Origin of the sequence: Pseudomonas sp. WS 5059, from assembly GCF_012985525.1 — a bacterium.
Classification (GTDB): domain Bacteria; phylum Pseudomonadota; class Gammaproteobacteria; order Pseudomonadales; family Pseudomonadaceae; genus Aquipseudomonas.
Window position 1 is genome coordinate 1 of record NZ_JAAQWO010000006.1, and the last position, 15,909, is coordinate 15,909.

17 protein-coding genes, 1 tRNA gene and 1 pseudogene are annotated in these 15,909 nt (G+C 60.2%); 7 read left to right on the plus strand and 12 right to left on the minus strand.

What is annotated here, in order from left to right:
• Nucleotides 1–271 (plus strand): annotated as a pseudogene (locus HBO12_RS28235) (hypothetical protein); the annotation flags it as partial.
• Between the two features lie 142 nt (nt 272–413).
• Here the strand turns inward: HBO12_RS28235 and HBO12_RS17990 are convergent.
• The 5 genes from HBO12_RS17990 to dapA form a co-directional block, all read right to left on the minus strand.
• Nucleotides 414–503 (minus strand) — tRNA-Ser (locus HBO12_RS17990).
• Nucleotides 504–586: 83 nt separating this feature from the next.
• A complete protein-coding gene (gene purC, locus HBO12_RS17995) occupies nt 587–1,300 on the minus strand; it encodes a phosphoribosylaminoimidazolesuccinocarboxamide synthase (RefSeq protein WP_003211975.1) in 714 nt (237 codons plus the stop codon).
• 28 nt (nt 1,301–1,328) lie between these two features.
• Nucleotides 1,329–2,087, minus strand: a complete 759-nt coding sequence (locus HBO12_RS18000) for an MBL fold metallo-hydrolase (protein ID WP_170042868.1) — start codon at nt 2,085–2,087, stop codon at nt 1,329–1,331.
• 4 nt (nt 2,088–2,091) lie between these two features.
• A complete protein-coding gene (gene bamC, locus HBO12_RS18005; protein WP_169956702.1) occupies nt 2,092–3,207 on the minus strand; it encodes an outer membrane protein assembly factor BamC in 1,116 nt (371 codons plus the stop codon).
• 17 nt (nt 3,208–3,224) lie between these two features.
• Complete coding sequence (dapA, locus tag HBO12_RS18010) at nt 3,225–4,103, minus strand: 4-hydroxy-tetrahydrodipicolinate synthase (RefSeq protein ID WP_169956704.1); 879 nt, start codon at nt 4,101–4,103, stop codon at nt 3,225–3,227.
• Nucleotides 4,104–4,363: 260 nt separating this feature from the next.
• Between dapA and HBO12_RS18015 the strand changes: the two genes are divergently transcribed.
• Both HBO12_RS18015 and HBO12_RS18020 read left to right on the plus strand, forming a co-directional pair.
• Entirely contained in the window at nt 4,364–4,924 is a 561-nt protein-coding gene (locus HBO12_RS18015; RefSeq protein WP_032857877.1) for a glycine cleavage system transcriptional repressor, read from the plus strand.
• 11 nt (nt 4,925–4,935) lie between these two features.
• Complete coding sequence (locus tag HBO12_RS18020; protein WP_169956708.1) at nt 4,936–5,409, plus strand: peroxiredoxin; 474 nt, start codon at nt 4,936–4,938, stop codon at nt 5,407–5,409.
• Between the two features lie 114 nt (nt 5,410–5,523).
• Here the strand turns inward: HBO12_RS18020 and HBO12_RS18025 are convergent, their stop codons facing one another.
• Nucleotides 5,524–5,763 (minus strand): sulfurtransferase TusA family protein, encoded by a 240-nt coding sequence (locus HBO12_RS18025; RefSeq protein ID WP_169956710.1) that lies wholly within the window; start codon nt 5,761–5,763, stop codon nt 5,524–5,526.
• Between the two features lie 95 nt (nt 5,764–5,858).
• Here HBO12_RS18025 and HBO12_RS18030 point away from each other — a divergent pair, with 95 nt between their 5' ends.
• Entirely contained in the window at nt 5,859–7,292 is a 1,434-nt protein-coding gene (locus HBO12_RS18030; protein WP_029299078.1) for a M48 family metalloprotease, read from the plus strand.
• A gap of 73 nt (nt 7,293–7,365) precedes the next feature.
• Here HBO12_RS18030 and HBO12_RS18035 read toward each other — a convergent pair whose 3' ends face one another.
• The 4 genes from HBO12_RS18035 to rpoE all read right to left on the minus strand — a co-directional run bounded on the left by HBO12_RS18035 (nt 7,366) and on the right by rpoE (nt 11,217).
• Nucleotides 7,366–8,802: a DegQ family serine endoprotease gene (locus HBO12_RS18035; protein ID WP_169956714.1), complete on the minus strand. Its 1,437-nt coding sequence runs from the start codon at nt 8,800–8,802 to the stop codon at nt 7,366–7,368.
• A 240-nt stretch (nt 8,803–9,042) separates the two neighbouring features.
• Nucleotides 9,043–9,999: a MucB/RseB C-terminal domain-containing protein gene (locus tag HBO12_RS18040; RefSeq protein WP_169956716.1), complete on the minus strand. Its 957-nt coding sequence runs from the start codon at nt 9,997–9,999 to the stop codon at nt 9,043–9,045.
• 16 nt (nt 10,000–10,015) lie between these two features.
• Nucleotides 10,016–10,603, minus strand: a complete 588-nt coding sequence (locus HBO12_RS18045; RefSeq protein ID WP_169956719.1) for a sigma-E factor negative regulatory protein — start codon at nt 10,601–10,603, stop codon at nt 10,016–10,018.
• A 32-nt stretch (nt 10,604–10,635) separates the two neighbouring features.
• Complete coding sequence (gene rpoE, locus HBO12_RS18050) at nt 10,636–11,217, minus strand: RNA polymerase sigma factor RpoE (RefSeq protein ID WP_003172477.1); 582 nt, start codon at nt 11,215–11,217, stop codon at nt 10,636–10,638.
• Between the two features lie 468 nt (nt 11,218–11,685).
• On the opposite strand from rpoE, the gene nadB reads away from it, so the two are divergent.
• The gene (nadB, locus tag HBO12_RS18055) at nt 11,686–13,302 is read left to right on the plus strand and encodes an L-aspartate oxidase (RefSeq protein WP_169956721.1); all 1,617 of its coding nucleotides are present in this window, start codon (nt 11,686–11,688) and stop codon (nt 13,300–13,302) included.
• Here nadB and HBO12_RS18060 read toward each other — a convergent pair.
• Nucleotides 13,271–13,723, minus strand: coding sequence for a hypothetical protein (locus HBO12_RS18060; RefSeq protein WP_169956723.1), 453 nt, complete (start codon nt 13,721–13,723; stop codon nt 13,271–13,273). The two genes, nadB and HBO12_RS18060, sit on opposite strands and share 32 nt — an antisense overlap.
• Nucleotides 13,707–13,961 carry an FAD assembly factor SdhE gene (locus HBO12_RS18065; RefSeq protein ID WP_017736358.1) on the minus strand — a complete coding sequence of 85 codons (255 nt, stop codon included), beginning with the start codon at nt 13,959–13,961 and terminating at the stop codon, nt 13,707–13,709. Before HBO12_RS18065 ends, HBO12_RS18060 begins: the two co-directional genes overlap by 17 nt.
• Nucleotides 13,962–14,098: 137 nt before the next feature.
• Between HBO12_RS18065 and ygfZ the strand changes: the two genes are divergently transcribed.
• Together ygfZ and HBO12_RS18075 are read left to right on the plus strand one after the other, a co-directional pair.
• Nucleotides 14,099–15,040: a CAF17-like 4Fe-4S cluster assembly/insertion protein YgfZ gene (ygfZ, locus tag HBO12_RS18070; protein ID WP_170042869.1), complete on the plus strand. Its 942-nt coding sequence runs from the start codon at nt 14,099–14,101 to the stop codon at nt 15,038–15,040.
• Between the two features lie 36 nt (nt 15,041–15,076).
• The gene (locus HBO12_RS18075) at nt 15,077–15,898 is read left to right on the plus strand and encodes an HDOD domain-containing protein (RefSeq protein ID WP_169956727.1); all 822 of its coding nucleotides are present in this window, start codon (nt 15,077–15,079) and stop codon (nt 15,896–15,898) included.
• Nucleotides 15,899–15,909 lie beyond the last annotated feature (11 nt).

Genomic DNA, 15,909 nt, shown 5'->3' on the forward strand with positions numbered 1-15,909 from the left:
CTCCACAAGCACCCACACGAATTGCTTGATTCAGTTGTTAAAGAGCGGCTGGTTAAGATCTTTCGTCTCAACCGAGGCGCGCATTCTACAGCAGCCTCATTTGCTGTCAAGTGATTATTTTCAGAAGCTTCGAGATTTTCCTCAACAACTTCAACCACTTGCGCTTTCGATCTCTCGTCAGCGGGAGGCGAATACTACAGTATTAAAATACCCGGTCAACCCCAAACTGGAAATTCTTTTTCAGAGCAAAGAACCCAGGCCGCCACTATGAAAGCCTCCAAGGACCCAACACCCCTCAGATTTCATAGAACGCCTTATATAAGATGCCTAACCAGCACATAAAGGCGGAAAGGAGAAACAGAACCTGCAGAATGCAAAAAGGCCCCATAAATGGGGCCTTCAAGTACAAATAATGGCGGAGAGATAGGGATTCGAACCCTAGGTACCGGTGAAGGTACAACGGATTTCGAATCCGTCCCATTCGGCCACTCTGGCATCTCTCCAACGGCGCGCATCATAACAGCCTGTTTCGTGGAAGCAAAGCGCCGAAGCAATTTTTTTCCGTGCTATCAGATGCTTGCGTCGATTACAGCGGTACGCCGAGGCGGTTGGCGACTTCTTCGTAGGCTTCGATAACGTCACCGAGGCCCTGGCGGAAGCGGTCTTTGTCCATCTTCTTACGGGTGTCCTTGTCCCACAGGCGGCAGCCGTCCGGGCTGAATTCGTCGCCCAGGACGATGGAGCCGTCGTGGAATACGCCGAATTCCAGCTTGAAGTCCACCAACAGCAGCCCGGCGTCGTCGAACAGCTTGCTCAGCACGTCGTTAACCTTGAGCGACAACTCCTTCATGCGCGCCAGTTGTTCAGCGGTGCCCCAGCCAAATGCCACCACGTGGGATTCGTTGATGAATGGATCGCCCTTGGCATCATCCTTGAGGAACAGCTCGAACGTGTAAGGGTTGAGCTTGAGGCCCTCTTCCACGCCCAGGCGCTTGACCAGGCTGCCGGCGGCGTAGTTACGCACGACGCACTCGACCGGGATCATGTCGAGTTTCTTCACCAGGCATTCGTTGTCGCCCAGCAGTTTATCGAATTGGGTCGGGATGCCGGCCGCTTCGAGTTTCTGCATGATGAAGGCGTTGAACTTGTTGTTCACCATACCCTTGCGGTCGAGCTGTTCGATGCGCTTGCCGTCGAACGCCGAGGTGTCGTTGCGAAACAGCAGGATCAAGCGGTTGGCGTCGTCGGTCTTGTAAACCGACTTGGCTTTGCCGCGGTAGAGTTCTTCACGTTTTTCCATGATGGGCTCCGCTTGGTAAGTAGATGGGCTAGGCGATATGTCGCCAGTCGAGCCCTGAATCTTGATCGGCCAGTTGCAGCCAGTCCGGGTCGCACCCGAGGGTGTCGACAAAACATTGCCGGGCAAGCTGCGGCAGGTTGTTCTTGCTGCTCAGGTGGGCCAGGACCAGATGTTGCAGGTCTTGCCAGCCCAACTCATACACCAGGTACGCCGCCTGGTGGTTGTTCAAATGTCCCAGTTCGCCGCCAACCCGTTGCTTGAGAAAGTACGGATAGTGACCGCGCGCCAGCAGGTCTCGGCAATGATTGGACTCGATCATCAATGCATCGAGATCCCGATAGCCTTCAAGCACCTTGGCACAATAGGAACCCAGGTCGGTAAGCAGGCCGAAGCGACGCTCGCCATCACTGAATACATATTGCGTGGGCTCGTGGGCATCATGCGCCACGGCAATCACAGAAATGCTCAAGGCACCGATCTGCAGTTGCTCGCCACCGGCCAGGAAACCTGCGGGTTCAATGGGTTTGCGCATCCCGCGCAAGGTGCCGCGACTCAGGTACACCGGAAGATTGTAGCGCCGAGACAGCAAACCCACGCCATGCACGTGGTCGGCATGTTCGTGGGTCACTAGGATCGCGCTCAACTGCGCCGGGTGAACCCCCAGGCGCAGCAGGCGTCGCTCGGTTTCCCGCAGGGAGAAACCACAATCCACCAGGACGTACGTGTCGTCGTGGGCTACAAGCGTGCCGTTCCCTTGGCTACCGCTGCCGAGAACAGCAAAACGCATCGGATCAGCCCAGGTTGTCCTGAATCACGCCCAACACTTTGCGCGCCGTTTCTGCAGGCGCTACGGTGTTGATGTTCTTCTCGACGGTGACTTGCACGTTGTCGCCAACCTTGCTCAGGCGAACCTGATAACGCTCGGCGCGAGTCTCGATCTCTTCCTTGGTCGGCTCGCTGCCGAACAACTTGCTGAAGAAACCACGCTCTTCGTCTTTCTTCTCGGCCTTTTCAGCCACGTTGATGTAGTACAGGCCCAGGCTGCGGTTGATGTCTTCAACGCGCCATGGACCTTGCTCCAGGGCACGGCCGACGCTGGCCCAGGCTCGATCCAGGTCTTCACCCAGGTTGAGCACGACGTTGCCGCTACCGTCTTCGGTGAGGCTGACACGGTTAGGGGTGTCGTAATCACGGGCAGCGAGCAGGGATACGGAACCGCCCTTCTCGGAAATACGGCTCATGCTGGCAAGCATCTCGTCGACCAGCGCAGCATCGACACCGCTGTTGACCGAGCGATTGGTGAATTCGACGTTGGCGGTACTGCCGGCAGGACGCTCGGCACTGACCACATAGACTTCACTGGTGTTGCGCTGCACGCCTGGCTCGATGCGTACGCGGATGCGGCTTTCGCCATCAGCGGCGACGCCACCGGCCTGCAGGCGCTTGGCCATGTTGGCCGACAGTTCGTTCGACTGCTGCCATGCAGTGGTGAATTCACCGGTCTGCGGGCGTTGCTCGTCGATACGAAAACCGTTGTCCTGGAAGAACTGCACAGCCACCGGCCAGACTTCGGCAGGTGGGCGCTGGGCCATGATCCAACGCGAGTCGCCGCTTTTCTGCAGGCTGTAGTCACTGGCATCGGCCAGGGCCGAAATCGGCTGTGGACGCGGTACTTCGTACTCGCCCTTGACGGTGTCGTCGGCCACATTGCGCGGAATCGGCAGCAACGGGTCAAGGCGCTTGGCGACGTTGACGTCCGGCGGCAATTGCATCGGTGCGGTTTGTTGTGCTTCCAGGTAATCGCTACCGCGGTCACGGAAGTAGCCTTCCGGGCCCCAGATCCAACCGCAGCCACTAGTGCTGGAGATAATCAAGGCAAGTGCGGAAAGTCCGGCCAATCGCTTCATGCGTAGTGCTTCCTCAATTAAACCAGGACGCCGGACTGGCGCAGGGCCTGTCGCAGCGGTTCGTGACAGGCTGGGCTGAGTTGGGTGAGCGGCAGACGAATACCGTCCGGCATCAGGCCCATCTCGTGCAGCGCCCATTTCACGGGAATAGGGTTGGATTCGATAAACAGGGTTTTGTTGAGCGGCATCAGCTTTTCGTGAATCGCGCGGGCCTTGACGGCATCACCGGCGATTGCAGCGGCACACAGTTCGCTCATGGCTCGCGGGGCCACGTTGGCGGTCACCGAGATATTGCCCTTGCCACCCAGCAGGATCAGCTCCACAGCCGTGGCGTCGTCGCCGGAGTACAGCAGGAAGTCGCTGCTCACGCCGGCCAGGATGTCCTTGGCGCGCTGCAGGTCACCCGTGGCTTCCTTGATACCGATGATGTTCGGCACGGTCGACAGGCGGATCACGGTCGCGGCCTGCATGTCGCACGCCGTGCGACCTGGCACGTTGTAGAGGATCTGCGGGATGTCGACAGCTTCGGCGATGGCCTTGAAGTGCTGGTACAAGCCTTCCTGGGTCGGCTTGTTGTAGTACGGCGTCACCAGCAGGCAAGCATCGGCACCGGCTTTCTTGGCGTTCTTGGTCAGTTCGATCGCTTCGCGCGTCGAGTTGGCGCCCGTACCGGCAATCACCGCGATACGCCCTGCAACGCGCTTGACCACAAACTCGATCACCTCGATGTGTTCTTCCACATCAAGCGTGGCCGATTCACCCGTGGTGCCGACGGCCACAATGGCGTTGGTGCCTTCTTGCAGGTGAAAGTCCACCAGTTTGCCCAGGCTGTCCCAGTCGAGATTACCTTGTGCATCCATGGGTGTGACCAGTGCCACCATACTGCCCGCAATCATGCAACCGCTCCTGCCGGAAAAAGAGAGCCGTAATGGTACTGGCGCCAAGATGCTTGCACAAGCGAAGTACCCTCCGAGGACGCGTTCTGGATCAACTTAGTTGCCGGCAATGCCATCATTGGGCCAAAGCACGGCCAACTGCCACTGAATATGCAATGAAAACGCCACGTCCTAGCCCTTGGCGGCGCTTTTCGCTACCCTTGATCCTTTGATCGGTACCGCACGTTCGTATCGACCGCTCATCGCTTTAGGAATGCTGCATGTCCACCCCCACAGTCCGCGAACAATTCCTTGTTATCAGTGCCCTTGGCGCCAACCCCATGGAGCTGACTAACGTCCTGTGCCGCGCCAGCCATGAAAACCGCTGCGCCGTCGTGACCTCACGCCTGACTCGCCATGGCGAGTGCAGCGCGCTGGTCCTGCAGATTTCCGGCAGCTGGGACGCCCTGGCGCGCCTGGAAGCTGGCTTGCCGACCCTGGCCAAGAAGCACGATTTCACCGTCAATGTGGTACGCAGTGCCGCCCTGGAGAACCGTCCCCAGGCGCTACCGTACGTGGCTTATGTCAGTTCGGCGTACCGTTCGGACATCGTTAATGAACTGTGCCAGTTCTTTATCGACCATAACGTCGAGCTGGAAAACCTGACCTGCGACACCTATCAGGCCCCCCAGACCGGCGGCACCATGCTCAACGCCACCTTTACCGTGACCTTGCCGGCCGGCGTGCAGATCAGTTGGTTGCGCGACCAGTTCCTGGATTTCGCCGATGCGCTGAACCTGGATGCACTGATCGAGCCCTGGCGCCCACAGAATCCAATGTAAGGAAGTTTTTCATGGCGGTAGTCATCGACACACCGGTCGCCGATTTCCAAGCCCCGGCGACCAGCGGGCAGACGTTCAGCCTTGCCGGCCTCAAGGGCAAGCAAGTGGTGATCTACTTTTACCCTAAAGACAGCACCCCGGGCTGCACCACCGAAGGCCAGGGGTTTCGCGATCACTACGCCGCGTTCCAGGCCGCCAACACCGAAGTGTTTGGCGTGTCCCGGGACAGCGTGAAGTCCCACGAGAACTTCAAGGCCAAGCAAGCTTTCCCCTTTGAGCTGATCAGCGACAAGGACGAGGCAGTTTGCCAGCTGTTTGATGTAATCAAGCTGAAGAAGTTGTACGGCAAGGAATACCTGGGCGTTGATCGCAGCACCTTCCTGATCGACAAGGAAGGCGTGCTGCGCCAGGAATGGCGTGGCGTAAAAGTGCCGGGGCATGTGGAGGCGGTATTGGCCGCGGCACAGGCACTGGACAAGGCTTGATGCGGCTGGTGGCAGTTAGATAGCTATCGCAGGCAAGCCAGCTCCCACATGGGTTCGGTGCTCGACCAGACAACTCGGTAAGTGCGGGAGCCGGGCTTGCCCGCGATGGGGCCATCAGGCCTTGCGCAACCAGTAACGATAGACGCCGTTATCGGCCTCCTCGTGCAACAGCGCATGCCCCGCCAGCTTGGCAAACGTGCGGAAGTCCCGCTGCGAACCCGCATCCGTGGCGATCACCTTGAGCACCGCACCGCTGGCCAGCCGATTGAGTTCCATCTTGGCCTTGAGCAGTGGCAACGGGCAGTTGAGGCCGCTGGCATCGAGCTCGGCGTCGTGGTTTACAGCAGCGGTCATGGTTTTGCTCCAGGCGGCGTCAAGGGGCGCTTAGAATATCTGGTCCCGAGCTCAGTGTCCGGCTACAGTAATGTCTTTGTCGAAAGGCTTTGTGCATGACTTTTTTGCGCCCTACCCTGCTGACGCTGGCTTGCCTGCTTGCCTCTCCAGGCTTCGCCGACGACCTGCCGTCACTTGGCGACGCCAGTTCTGCCATTGTCTCGCCACAACAGGAACACCAACTGGGCCGGGCGTGGCTGGCATTTCTGCGCGGCCAGGTCTCGGTCCTCAATGACCCGCAACTCAAGGATTACGTCGAGACCAGCGTCTACAAACTGGTGGAGACCAGCCAGGTCAATGACCGGCGCCTGGAGTTCATCCTGATCAACAGCCCTCAGCTCAACGCATTTGCTGCGCCGGGCGGGATTGTCGGGGTCAACGGCGGCCTGTTTCTCAATGCCCAGACCGAAGGCGAGTACGCCTCGGTGATGGCCCACGAACTGGCGCACTTGTCACAGCGCCACTTCGCCCGGGGCGTGGAAGCCCAGCAACGGATGCAGATCCCGATGATGGCCGCGCTGCTCGGCGGGATTATCGCTGCTGCCGCCGGCGCCGGGGATGCCGGGATTGCCGCGATTGCCGGCAGCCAGGCCGCCGCGATCCAGGAGCAGCGGCGCTTCTCCCGGCAGAATGAGCAAGAGGCCGACCGCATCGGCATCCTCAATATGGTCAAGGCCGGCTACGACCCGCGCTCGATGCCGACCATGTTCGAGCGCTTGATGCGCCAATACCGCTTCGATGCCAAGCCTCCAGAATTCCTGCTGACACACCCGGTCACCGAATCGCGGATCGCCGATACGCGCAACCGCGCCGAACAGGCCAAGACCGGCGGCACCGAAGACAGCCTGCGCTATCAACTGATTCGCGCCAGGGTCCAGCTGTATTACGAAGATACGCCCGGCTTGGCCGCCAAGCGCTTCCGCGCCCAGCTGGATGAGAACCCGAAGAGCGATGTGGCGCGTTATGGCCTGGCCATCGCCCAGATCAAGGGCACCCAGCTCAACGAGGCACGGGAAACCCTCAAGCCGCTGCTGGCCAAGGCGCCCAACGACATCACCTACAACCTGGCGCAGATCGAGTTGGATATCACCAACAATCGCATGCCCGACGCGCAGCAACGCACCGACCGCATGCTGGCCCAATACCCCAGCAACTACCCGCTGAACCAGGTGCGCGTGGACTTGCTGCTCAAGCAGAACCGCACCGCCGACGCGGAAAAAGCCCTGGAAGGCCTGCTCAAGTCGCGCTCCGACGATCCCGACGTGTGGTACCAGGTCGCCGAAACCCGCGGGCTATCCGGCAATATCATCGGCCTGCATCAAGCCCGCGCCGAGTACTTTGCGTTGGTCGGCGACTTCCAGCAGGCGATCCAGCAACTGGACTTTGCCAAGCGCCGGGCCGGCAGCAACTTCCCGCTGTCGTCACGTATTGATGCGCGCCAGCGAGAGCTGATCGAACAGGAACGCATCGTCAAAGGCATGATGAGCTAAATCCAGCGCCCACAAAAAAGCCCCGCTCTCGACTATCAAGAGCGGGGCTTTTTATTGACCGACGGCTAGCGGATTACTCGGCCAGCTTGAAGGTGATGAAGCTGGCACGCCCTTGACGCAGGACCCGCATCGACACCGAGCGATTCTTCGGCAACGCCTTGGCGATGTCGGTGAATTCCTTGGTGGAGTTGATGGCCTGGTTGTTCAAGTGGGTGATCACGTCGCCTGGCTGCAGGCCGATCAGGGCGGCCGGGCCGTCCTGGACTTCCTTGATCACCACACCGCTCTTGAGGTCGAAGCTCTTCTTCTGCTCGTCGGTCAACTCGACGACGGCAATGCCCAGGCGGTTGCTGCTGCGCTCTGCACCCGATTTACCACCCAGCGCGCCAAGCTCCTGGCCTTCTTCAGGGATCGCGCCCACGGTCAGCTCGACGTTCTGGCGCTTGCCTTCGCGGATCACTTCCAGCTTGGCCTTACTGCCCGCCTTGAGTGCACCGACCAGATGCGGCAGGTCGGCCGACATGACAATTGGCTGGCCGTTCATGCTCAGGATCACATCGCCAACCTGCAAGCCACCTTTAGCCGCCGGGCCGTCGTCCTGGATCTGCGCAACCAGGGCGCCGGCAGGCTTGTCCAGGCCAAAGGATTCGGCCAGGTCTTTGTTCACTTCCTGGATCACCACGCCCAACCAGCCACGGCTGACCTTGCCACCCGCTTTGAGTTGGTTGGAAACGTCCATGGCCACATCAATCGGGATGGCGAAGGAGACGCCCATGAAACCGCCGGAACGGGTGTAGATCTGCGAGTTGATCCCCACCACTTCGCCCGCCAGGTTGAACAGCGGACCACCGGAGTTACCCGGGTTGATCGGTACGTCGGTCTGGATGAACGGTACGTAGTTCTCGTTCGGCAGGCTGCGGCCGATGGCACTGACGATGCCTTGGGTCACGGTGTGGTCGAAGCCAAACGGCGAACCAATGGCTACCACCCACTGCCCGGCCTTCAGGTCCTGGGACTTGCCCAGTTTCAGCACGGGCAGGTCCTTGCCTTCGATTTTCAGCAAGGCCACGTCGGAGCGTGGATCGGTGCCGACCAACTTGGCCTTCAGTTCACTACGATCAGCCAGGCGCACGAGGATCTCGTCCGCGTCGGCGATCACATGATTGTTGGTCAGGATGTAGCCGTCAGGCGAAATGATAAAACCCGAGCCCAGGGATTGGGCTTCGCGCTGGCCACCACCACCGCCACGGGGCGAACGGGGCTGGGGCATGCCACGCTCGAAGAACTCCCGCAGCATCGGCGGCAGGCCTTCGAGATCAGGCATCTGCTGGTTCGAGACTTTACGATCCGGCAGCTTCTGGGTGGTACTGATATTCACCACGGCAGGCGAGGCCTGCTCTACCAGTTGGGTGAAGTCAGGCAACTCCGCCGCTTGCGCGGCAACGGCCTGACCCAGCACCAGCACCGTGGCGACTATGGATAGGTAAGATTTCAAACGTGGTATCGACATACAGCTCCCGTTACGACGAGCAGGGTTGGGCGACAGGGTTCAATAAACGCCGAAGACTACTACTAGCGACGTCAATATTGCGTGAACAACGCAAGGCCAGAGCCGAGAAGCTCTGACCTATAAAAAACATAAGGAGATTTTGCAAGTGAAAATACTCTCCAGACATTTCATGTTCTGCGCAGCAAAGCAGGCATTTCCTGCATCACTGTGAACGATCTGGATGAGCATAGGATTAACGGCTCACGGCTTTTCGGGTGCTGGGCCACTGCGAACCGACAGGGCGATGCGTTCGGCGGTGCCCAGGGGAATCTCACCGACCACCGTGGCCACGACCTCGCCCTCAGTGGTGGTCATGCGGCGAGAGACAGCAACCGTAGGCCCCAACTGCACCCGGCTTTCGGTCGCGGCTTCGCCACTGACGGGCTCGAGGAACAGCGAAAAGCGCGCCAGCCCGTCCTCATACATCAGGCTGGTGACCACCACCTGAGTCTGGGAGTCCTTGCGCGCGGTGCTGCGGGCTAATTGGAAGCCGGGCGGCAGCCAGCTTGGATGCCAGGCCTGGGGCTCTATTACTTCATCGGCCTTGCTGCTGGCGACCGACAGTGGCTTGCAGTCCTGGCCGGGCTGCAAATCGCTTTCATCCGGGGTTTTGGTGCTCAGTTGAGTGAACTGGAAACGTTCCAGCAACTGGCCTTTGTCATTGATCAGCAATGACTTGAGCGGCAGCGCGGTTTCACGGTCCAGATGCAGCTCGAACCCGTAACGATATTGATCACGTGGCGCCAACGAGACGATCACCGCCTTGCGACCAGCCACACGCGATTTACCGATAACGGCAAGTTCGTAAAAAGAACTGAGTTTTTGTGGATCAAGGACTTGGGCCGGAGCGCCGGGCAGACTGCCCAGCCCCGCCACCAGGCTGCCACTGACGCACTGGGTGCGCCCATCGCCCCGGACAACTTCCTGGGCCGAGCCATCGAGCTGCAGCAGTCGTTCGCTAACCTGGCCATTCTGGACACGATGCCAGATGTCATGGGTAGAGAAACTACCGTTACGCTCGTAGATAAACGTGCCTTGGTAGCTTTGCTGCTGCTCTGCCCGCCCAAGACGCTTCAGCCAATCCTGGGCTTCATCGGCATGGGCAGGTACTGCAAACCAGCCACTGAGCAAAAGCGCAAGGAGCGGTATGGCGCGCATAAGGCTCCTTAGCGGTCTAGCGGTTTTCCAGGCTTGCAGCGCGAGCGTATGGCAGTGCGCTTTCGGTACCCTTTACAGCCGACTCTTGAGCGTGCTGGCGCAGGTAACCTGGCAGACGCTGGTCCTGCCAGCCGGATTGCCCTTGAAGCACGCCGTTGGCCATGGGGCCTGTCGCGTCAGAGCTTTCCTTGTAGCCGGCCAGGACAGCCGGGCCCTTGACTTGCGGACCAGCCATGACCGGCTGCTGGGTTTGCTGGGCCAGTTCGGCACCGGCGATTTCGTCCTGGTTGTACAGGCGTACACCGGCCAGTACGGCCACTGTCACCGAGGCAGCGACCGCCAGGCGACCGAGGCTACGCCAAGGACCGCGGGTGGCTTTTGCCGGAACGGCTTCATCGGCCAGCGCAGCAGAAACGGCCGCAGCAATATCCAGACGAGGGATTAGTAGATCCTTATGCATCACCGCCCGAGCGACTTGGTAACGAGACCAGGTATCACGGGTTTGGGCATCATCAAATGCGTTGAGCACTCGACGAAGTTCCAGTTCATCCGCTTCGTTATCCATCACTGCGGACAGCGATTCCTGCAGGGCATCACGACTCATGGCGGTTCCTCTCTTGGCTGTCGCCGCTGTCTTTAGTTTTCCTGCAACAACGGTTGCAGGGCTTTATCGATGGCTTCCCGAGCCCGGAAAATCCGGGAGCGTACGGTCCCCACCGGACATTGCATGACGCTCGCAATGTCCTCGTAACTCAGACCATCGAATTCACGTAAAGTTAATGCCGTACGTAAATCTTCTGGCAGTTGCTGAATAGTGCGATGGACAGTGCCTTCGATCTCGTCGCGCAGCAATGCACGCTCCGGCGACTCGAGATCCTTGAGGCCGTGATCACCATCGTAGAATTCTGCATCTTCCGAACTCACATCACTATCAGGTGGGCGGCGTCCGCGAGACACCAGATAGTTCTTCGCCGTGTTGATGGCGATGCGATACAGCCACGTGTAAAACGCACTGTCACCGCGAAAATTACCGAGTGCACGGTAGGCCTTGATAAAGGCTTCCTGTGCAACGTCCTGCGCTTCATGGGTGTCGTGCACGAACCGCACGATCAACCCGAGAATTTTGTGCTGGTATTTCAGCACTAGCAGATCAAATGCGCGCTTGTCGCCGCGTTGAACGCGCTCGACCAGCTGCTGATCCTCTTCCTGGGTTAGCATGAACACTCCTCGTTGTACTTGAAGGAGGCTTGCATAACTAAACGATCAGGCTTGCAAACATAGACTAGGACTTTTCGCAAAAGTTCTCCCCCTTCAAGCAAGTTTCCGGTGGGCTCTGTTTTGGCACACACGAAAAACGCAGCGCGGGCATAGCCGGCTGCGTGAATAATCTTGTCGCCGGTTTTCTGACACTCCCATGTTCCAGGCCAATCAGTAAAACCAACGTTTTCCCAGCTTTCGGGCATCCTGTTATGGAGTCGGGCGTGATGCAAAAGTTCCCATCTCGACACCGGACCGCCTCATCAAAGCCGTGCAGTTCGTTCACCATAGTTTCACAATGCCACGAATGCCCGGCTATTGTGCCGATAGCCCCCTCTATATACTAGTGGGCCGTGTGACCCTTTGATTCGCCGATCCAGGCGTCCTGTTTGCGCCACCCCTCGGATCGCTTTTTGCGGAATCCCATAAATGAGCCAACAGTTTCAACACGATGTCCTGGTGATTGGTAGCGGTGCCGCCGGCTTGAGCCTTGCGCTGACCCTGCCGAGCCATCTGCGCATAGCCGTACTGAGCAAGGGCGACCTGGCCAACGGCTCGACGTTCTGGGCCCAGGGCGGGGTTGCCGCCGTGCTGGATGACACCGACACGGTGCAATCCCACGTTGAAGACACCCTCAACGCCGGCGGCGGCCTGTGCAATGAAGAAGCGGTACGTTTCACCGTCGAACACAGCCGCGAAGCCATCCAATGGCTGATCGACCAGGGGGTTCCATTTACCCGCGATGAACATGCCGGCAGTGATGACGGTGGTTTCGAGTTCCACTTGACCCGCGAAGGCGGCCACAGTCACCGGCGCATCATCCATGCCGCCGATGCCACCGGCGCTGCGATCTTCAAGACCTTGCTCGCCCAGGCCCGGCAACGACCGAACATCGAACTGCTCGAACAACGGGTCGCCGTCGACCTGATCACCGAAAAACGCCTGGGCCTGGCAGGCGAGCGCTGCCTCGGGGCCTACGTGCTCAACCGCGCCAGCGGCGAAGTCGATACCTACGGCGCACGCTTTACCATCCTCGCTTCAGGGGGCGCCGCCAAAGTCTACCTCTACACCAGCAACCCCGATGGCGCCTGCGGGGATGGCATCGCCATGGCCTGGCGTTCGGGCTGCCGGGTGGCGAACCTGGAGTTCAACCAGTTCCACCCCACCTGCCTGTATCACCCCCAGGCCAAGAGCTTCCTGATCACCGAGGCCCTGCGCGGTGAAGGAGCACACTTGAAACTGCCGAACGGTGAACGTTTCATGCAACGCTTCGACCCGCGCGCCGAGCTGGCCCCCCGGGATATCGTGGCCCGCGCCATCGACCACGAAATGAAGCGCCTGGGCATCGACTGCGTCTACCTGGACATCAGCCACAAGCCCGCCGACTTCATCAAGACCCACTTCCCGACGGTCTACGAGCGCTGCCTGGCCTTCAATATCGATATCACCAAAGGGCCGATCCCAGTGGTCCCCGCGGCGCATTACACCTGCGGCGGGGTGATGGTCGACCAACACGGGCGCACCGACGTGCCTGGCCTGTACGCCATCGGCGAGACCAGCTTCACCGGCCTGCACGGCGCCAACCGCATGGCCAGCAACTCACTGCTCGAATGCTTCGTCTACGCCCGTTCCGCCGCTGCCGACATCCTCGAGCAACTGCCGCGCATCCCGGTGCCGGCCGCCCTGCCCCGCTGGGATGCCAGCCAGGTCACCGACTCGGACGAAGACGTGATCATCGCCCACAACTGGGACGAACTGCGGCGCTTCATGTGGGACTACGTGGGGATTGTGCGCACCAACAAGCGCTTGGCGCGGGCGCAGCATCGGGTTCGATTGCTGCTCGATGAGATCGATGAGTTCTACAGCAACTACAAGGTCAGCCGTGACCTGATCGAGTTGCGCAACCTGGCCCAGGTCGCCGAGCTGATGATCCGCTCGGCCATGGCGCGCAAGGAAAGCCGCGGCCTGCATTACACCCTCGACTACCCGCAGATGCTGCCCGAAGCCCTCGACACTATCCTGGTGCCAACCACCTACGGCGGCTGAACTTCAAGCGCACGCGCAGGCGTCGATGCACATCGGCGGCCTGCGAACCGCGCGGCACACACACCGAGCGTACCCGCCACTCCCCCGGCAACCGGTAGCGCAGCACCACGATCAGCGGCAACGCCAGGCTGTCGGGGCGCAACTGCACAGCGTGCCAACCCCGCGCCGCGCTCCACAGTTGCCAGCCGTCGGCATTGCGCCGCAGGCCACGAACCGACGAATGGTGAGTCAAGCGAACCTGGCGCGGCAGCGCCCACGCGGCATGGGCCAGGCACACCAGCACACCGAGTGCAGCCATCGATAAAGGCACAGCCAGCAGGCACAGCGCACCGAGTGCAAGCACCTGGGCGAGGAGATACGCCGCCAGCAGAAGCCCGCAGGCCTGCCAGCGGCATTCGAAGGTATTACTTGGGCTGGACACGATCCAGGATCATCCGGACCATGCGCTGCAGCTCCGGATCTTCTGATTCGGCACGCTCCATGAACCAGCCGAACATATCCTGATCTTCGCAGGTCAGCAGCCTGACGTAGAGGTCGCGGTCCACCTTATCGAGGGTGGCGTACACCTCTTTGGTGAACGGCACCAGCAACACATCCAACTCCAGCATGCCGCGACGGCTGTGCCAGTACAGACGATTGATTTCTACATCTTCGACCATGGAGCGCTCCTCAAATAGGGCGCAAGTATACAGGCCCACGCCCCTCGGAACAGTCGGCTTTGGTCGGGCTTATGAAACTACCCATTTGCCGGGCGCCCCTCTATGATGCACCCATGACTTTCCAACTGCGATGACCCATGGCTGACTCTGCTTTCTTCTGCCCCCTGTCCCACGAAGGCGTCCTGGCCGTTCGCGGCGCTGACGCGGCCAAGTTCCTCCAGGGGCAACTGACCTGCAACCTCAACCACCTCGACGACACCCACGCCAGCCTCGGCGCGCGCTGCACCCAAAAGGGGCGCATGCAGTCGAGCTTCCGCATCGTGCTGCAAGGTGACGGCGTGCTGCTGGCCATGGCCAGCGAACTGCTTGAACCACAGCTGGCGGACTTGAAGAAGTACGCGGTGTTTTCCAAGTCCAAGCTGACAGACGAAAGCGCCGCCTGGGTCCGCTTCGGCCTGGCCGACGCCGATCAGGCAATCGCCAGCCTGGGCCTGGACTTGCCAGCCGAGACCGACAGTGTGGCGCGCCATGCAGAACTGATCGCCATTCGCGTCTCCCCCGGCCGCGCCGAACTCTGGGCGCCCGCCGCGCAAGCCGATACCCTGCGCAGCCAACTGGGCGCAACACTCGCCCAAGGCGACCTCAATAGCTGGCTGCTGGGGCAGATCCGCGCCGGCATCGGCCAGGTCATGGCCCAGACCCGCGAGCTGTTCATCCCGCAGATGCTCAACCTGCAAGCAGTCGGTGGCGTGAGCTTCAAAAAGGGCTGCTACACCGGCCAGGAGATCGTCGCCCGCATGCAATACCTGGGCAAGCTCAAGCGCCGCCTCTACCACCTGAGCCTGGACGGCAGTGCATTGCCCGAGCCTGGTACGCCACTGTTCGCGCCCAGCCACAACAGTGCCATCGGCGAAGTGGTGATCGCTGCGCGGGCCGACGAAGGGATTGAACTTCTGGCGGTGCTGCAAGCCGAAGCAGCCGACAGTGGCGACGTGCATTTAGGTACGCTGGAAGGCCCGGGCCTCAAGTTGCTTGACCTGCCTTACCAACTGGACCGTGATCGCGAGATCCAGCGGTAATCGCCGTACCCTTTTGCAACACCCTAGAGAGCATGAATGAACAAACTGGCGGAAAAAGTCCAACAGGCGTTGGTGATGGCCATCGATAACGATGACCTGGTTCTGCCCACGTTACCGGAAGTGGCCCTGAAAATTCGTCAGGCCGCCGAAGACCCCGAAGTCAGCATCAGCCATTTGAGCAAAGTCATCGGCCGCGACACCGCCCTGACGGCGCGACTGATCAAGGTCGTCAACAGCCCATTGTTGCGGGCCTCCCAGGAGGTCACCGACCTGCATACCGCCATCACGCGCCTGGGCACCAACTACAGCAGCAACCTGGCGATTGGCCTGGTGATGGAACAGATATTCCACGCCCGCTCAGAAGCCGTGGAACAAAAAATGCGTGAAGTATGGCGCCGCAGCCTGGAAGTGGCCGGCGTCTGCTATGCCTTGTGCCGTAACCACAGCCAGCTCAAGCCGGACCAGGCGGCACTCGGCGGGCTGGTGCACCAGATCGGCGTGCTGCCGATCCTGACCTACGCCGAAGATCACTATGAACTGCTCTCCGACCCGGTCAGCCTCAACCATGTGATCGATAGCATCCACCCGCTACTGGGGGACAAGCTCTTGCGCGGCTGGGACTTCCCGGAAATGCTGGTGAATGTGCCCGCCCACTACCAGGACCTTGAGCGCGACTCGGCCAGCCTGGATTATGTCGACCTGGTGCAAGTGGCCGTGCTGTATTGCCACAAGAACACCCATCACCCGTTGGCCAACACTGCGCTGTCGAACTTGCCGTCATTCAAGAAACTGCGCATCGACCCGCTCAACGCAGCGGTACGTACCGAGCTGGACGAAGCGCGCTCGATGTTCTACTGAGCCGGCTTGCC

Bases quoted from the DNA above. Each gene is read 5' to 3' on its own strand.
- HBO12_RS18040 (WP_169956716.1), bottom strand. From the start codon at position 9,999: ATGCGCGCCATACCGCTCCTTGCGCTTTTGCTCAGTGGCTGGTTTGCA.
- HBO12_RS18065 (WP_017736358.1), bottom strand. From the start codon at position 13,961: ATGGTCGAAGATGTAGAAATCAATCGTCTGTACTGGCACAGCCGTCGC.
- nadB (WP_169956721.1), top strand. From the start codon at position 11,686: ATGAGCCAACAGTTTCAACACGATGTCCTGGTGATTGGTAGCGGTGCC.
- HBO12_RS18020 (WP_169956708.1), top strand. From the start codon at position 4,936: ATGGCGGTAGTCATCGACACACCGGTCGCCGATTTCCAAGCCCCGGCG.
- HBO12_RS18000 (WP_170042868.1), bottom strand. From the start codon at position 2,087: ATGCGTTTTGCTGTTCTCGGCAGCGGTAGCCAAGGGAACGGCACGCTT.
- HBO12_RS18015 (WP_032857877.1), top strand. From the start codon at position 4,364: ATGTCCACCCCCACAGTCCGCGAACAATTCCTTGTTATCAGTGCCCTT.
- HBO12_RS18075 (WP_169956727.1), top strand. From the start codon at position 15,077: ATGAACAAACTGGCGGAAAAAGTCCAACAGGCGTTGGTGATGGCCATC.
- ygfZ (WP_170042869.1), top strand. From the start codon at position 14,099: ATGGCTGACTCTGCTTTCTTCTGCCCCCTGTCCCACGAAGGCGTCCTG.
- HBO12_RS18045 (WP_169956719.1), bottom strand. From the start codon at position 10,603: ATGAGTCGTGATGCCCTGCAGGAATCGCTGTCCGCAGTGATGGATAAC.
- rpoE (WP_003172477.1), bottom strand. From the start codon at position 11,217: ATGCTAACCCAGGAAGAGGATCAGCAGCTGGTCGAGCGCGTTCAACGC.
- bamC (WP_169956702.1), bottom strand. From the start codon at position 3,207: ATGAAGCGATTGGCCGGACTTTCCGCACTTGCCTTGATTATCTCCAGC.
- HBO12_RS18030 (WP_029299078.1), top strand. From the start codon at position 5,859: ATGACTTTTTTGCGCCCTACCCTGCTGACGCTGGCTTGCCTGCTTGCC.
- HBO12_RS18035 (WP_169956714.1), bottom strand. From the start codon at position 8,802: ATGTCGATACCACGTTTGAAATCTTACCTATCCATAGTCGCCACGGTG.
- HBO12_RS18025 (WP_169956710.1), bottom strand. From the start codon at position 5,763: ATGACCGCTGCTGTAAACCACGACGCCGAGCTCGATGCCAGCGGCCTC.
- dapA (WP_169956704.1), bottom strand. From the start codon at position 4,103: ATGATTGCGGGCAGTATGGTGGCACTGGTCACACCCATGGATGCACAA.
- purC (WP_003211975.1), bottom strand. From the start codon at position 1,300: ATGGAAAAACGTGAAGAACTCTACCGCGGCAAAGCCAAGTCGGTTTAC.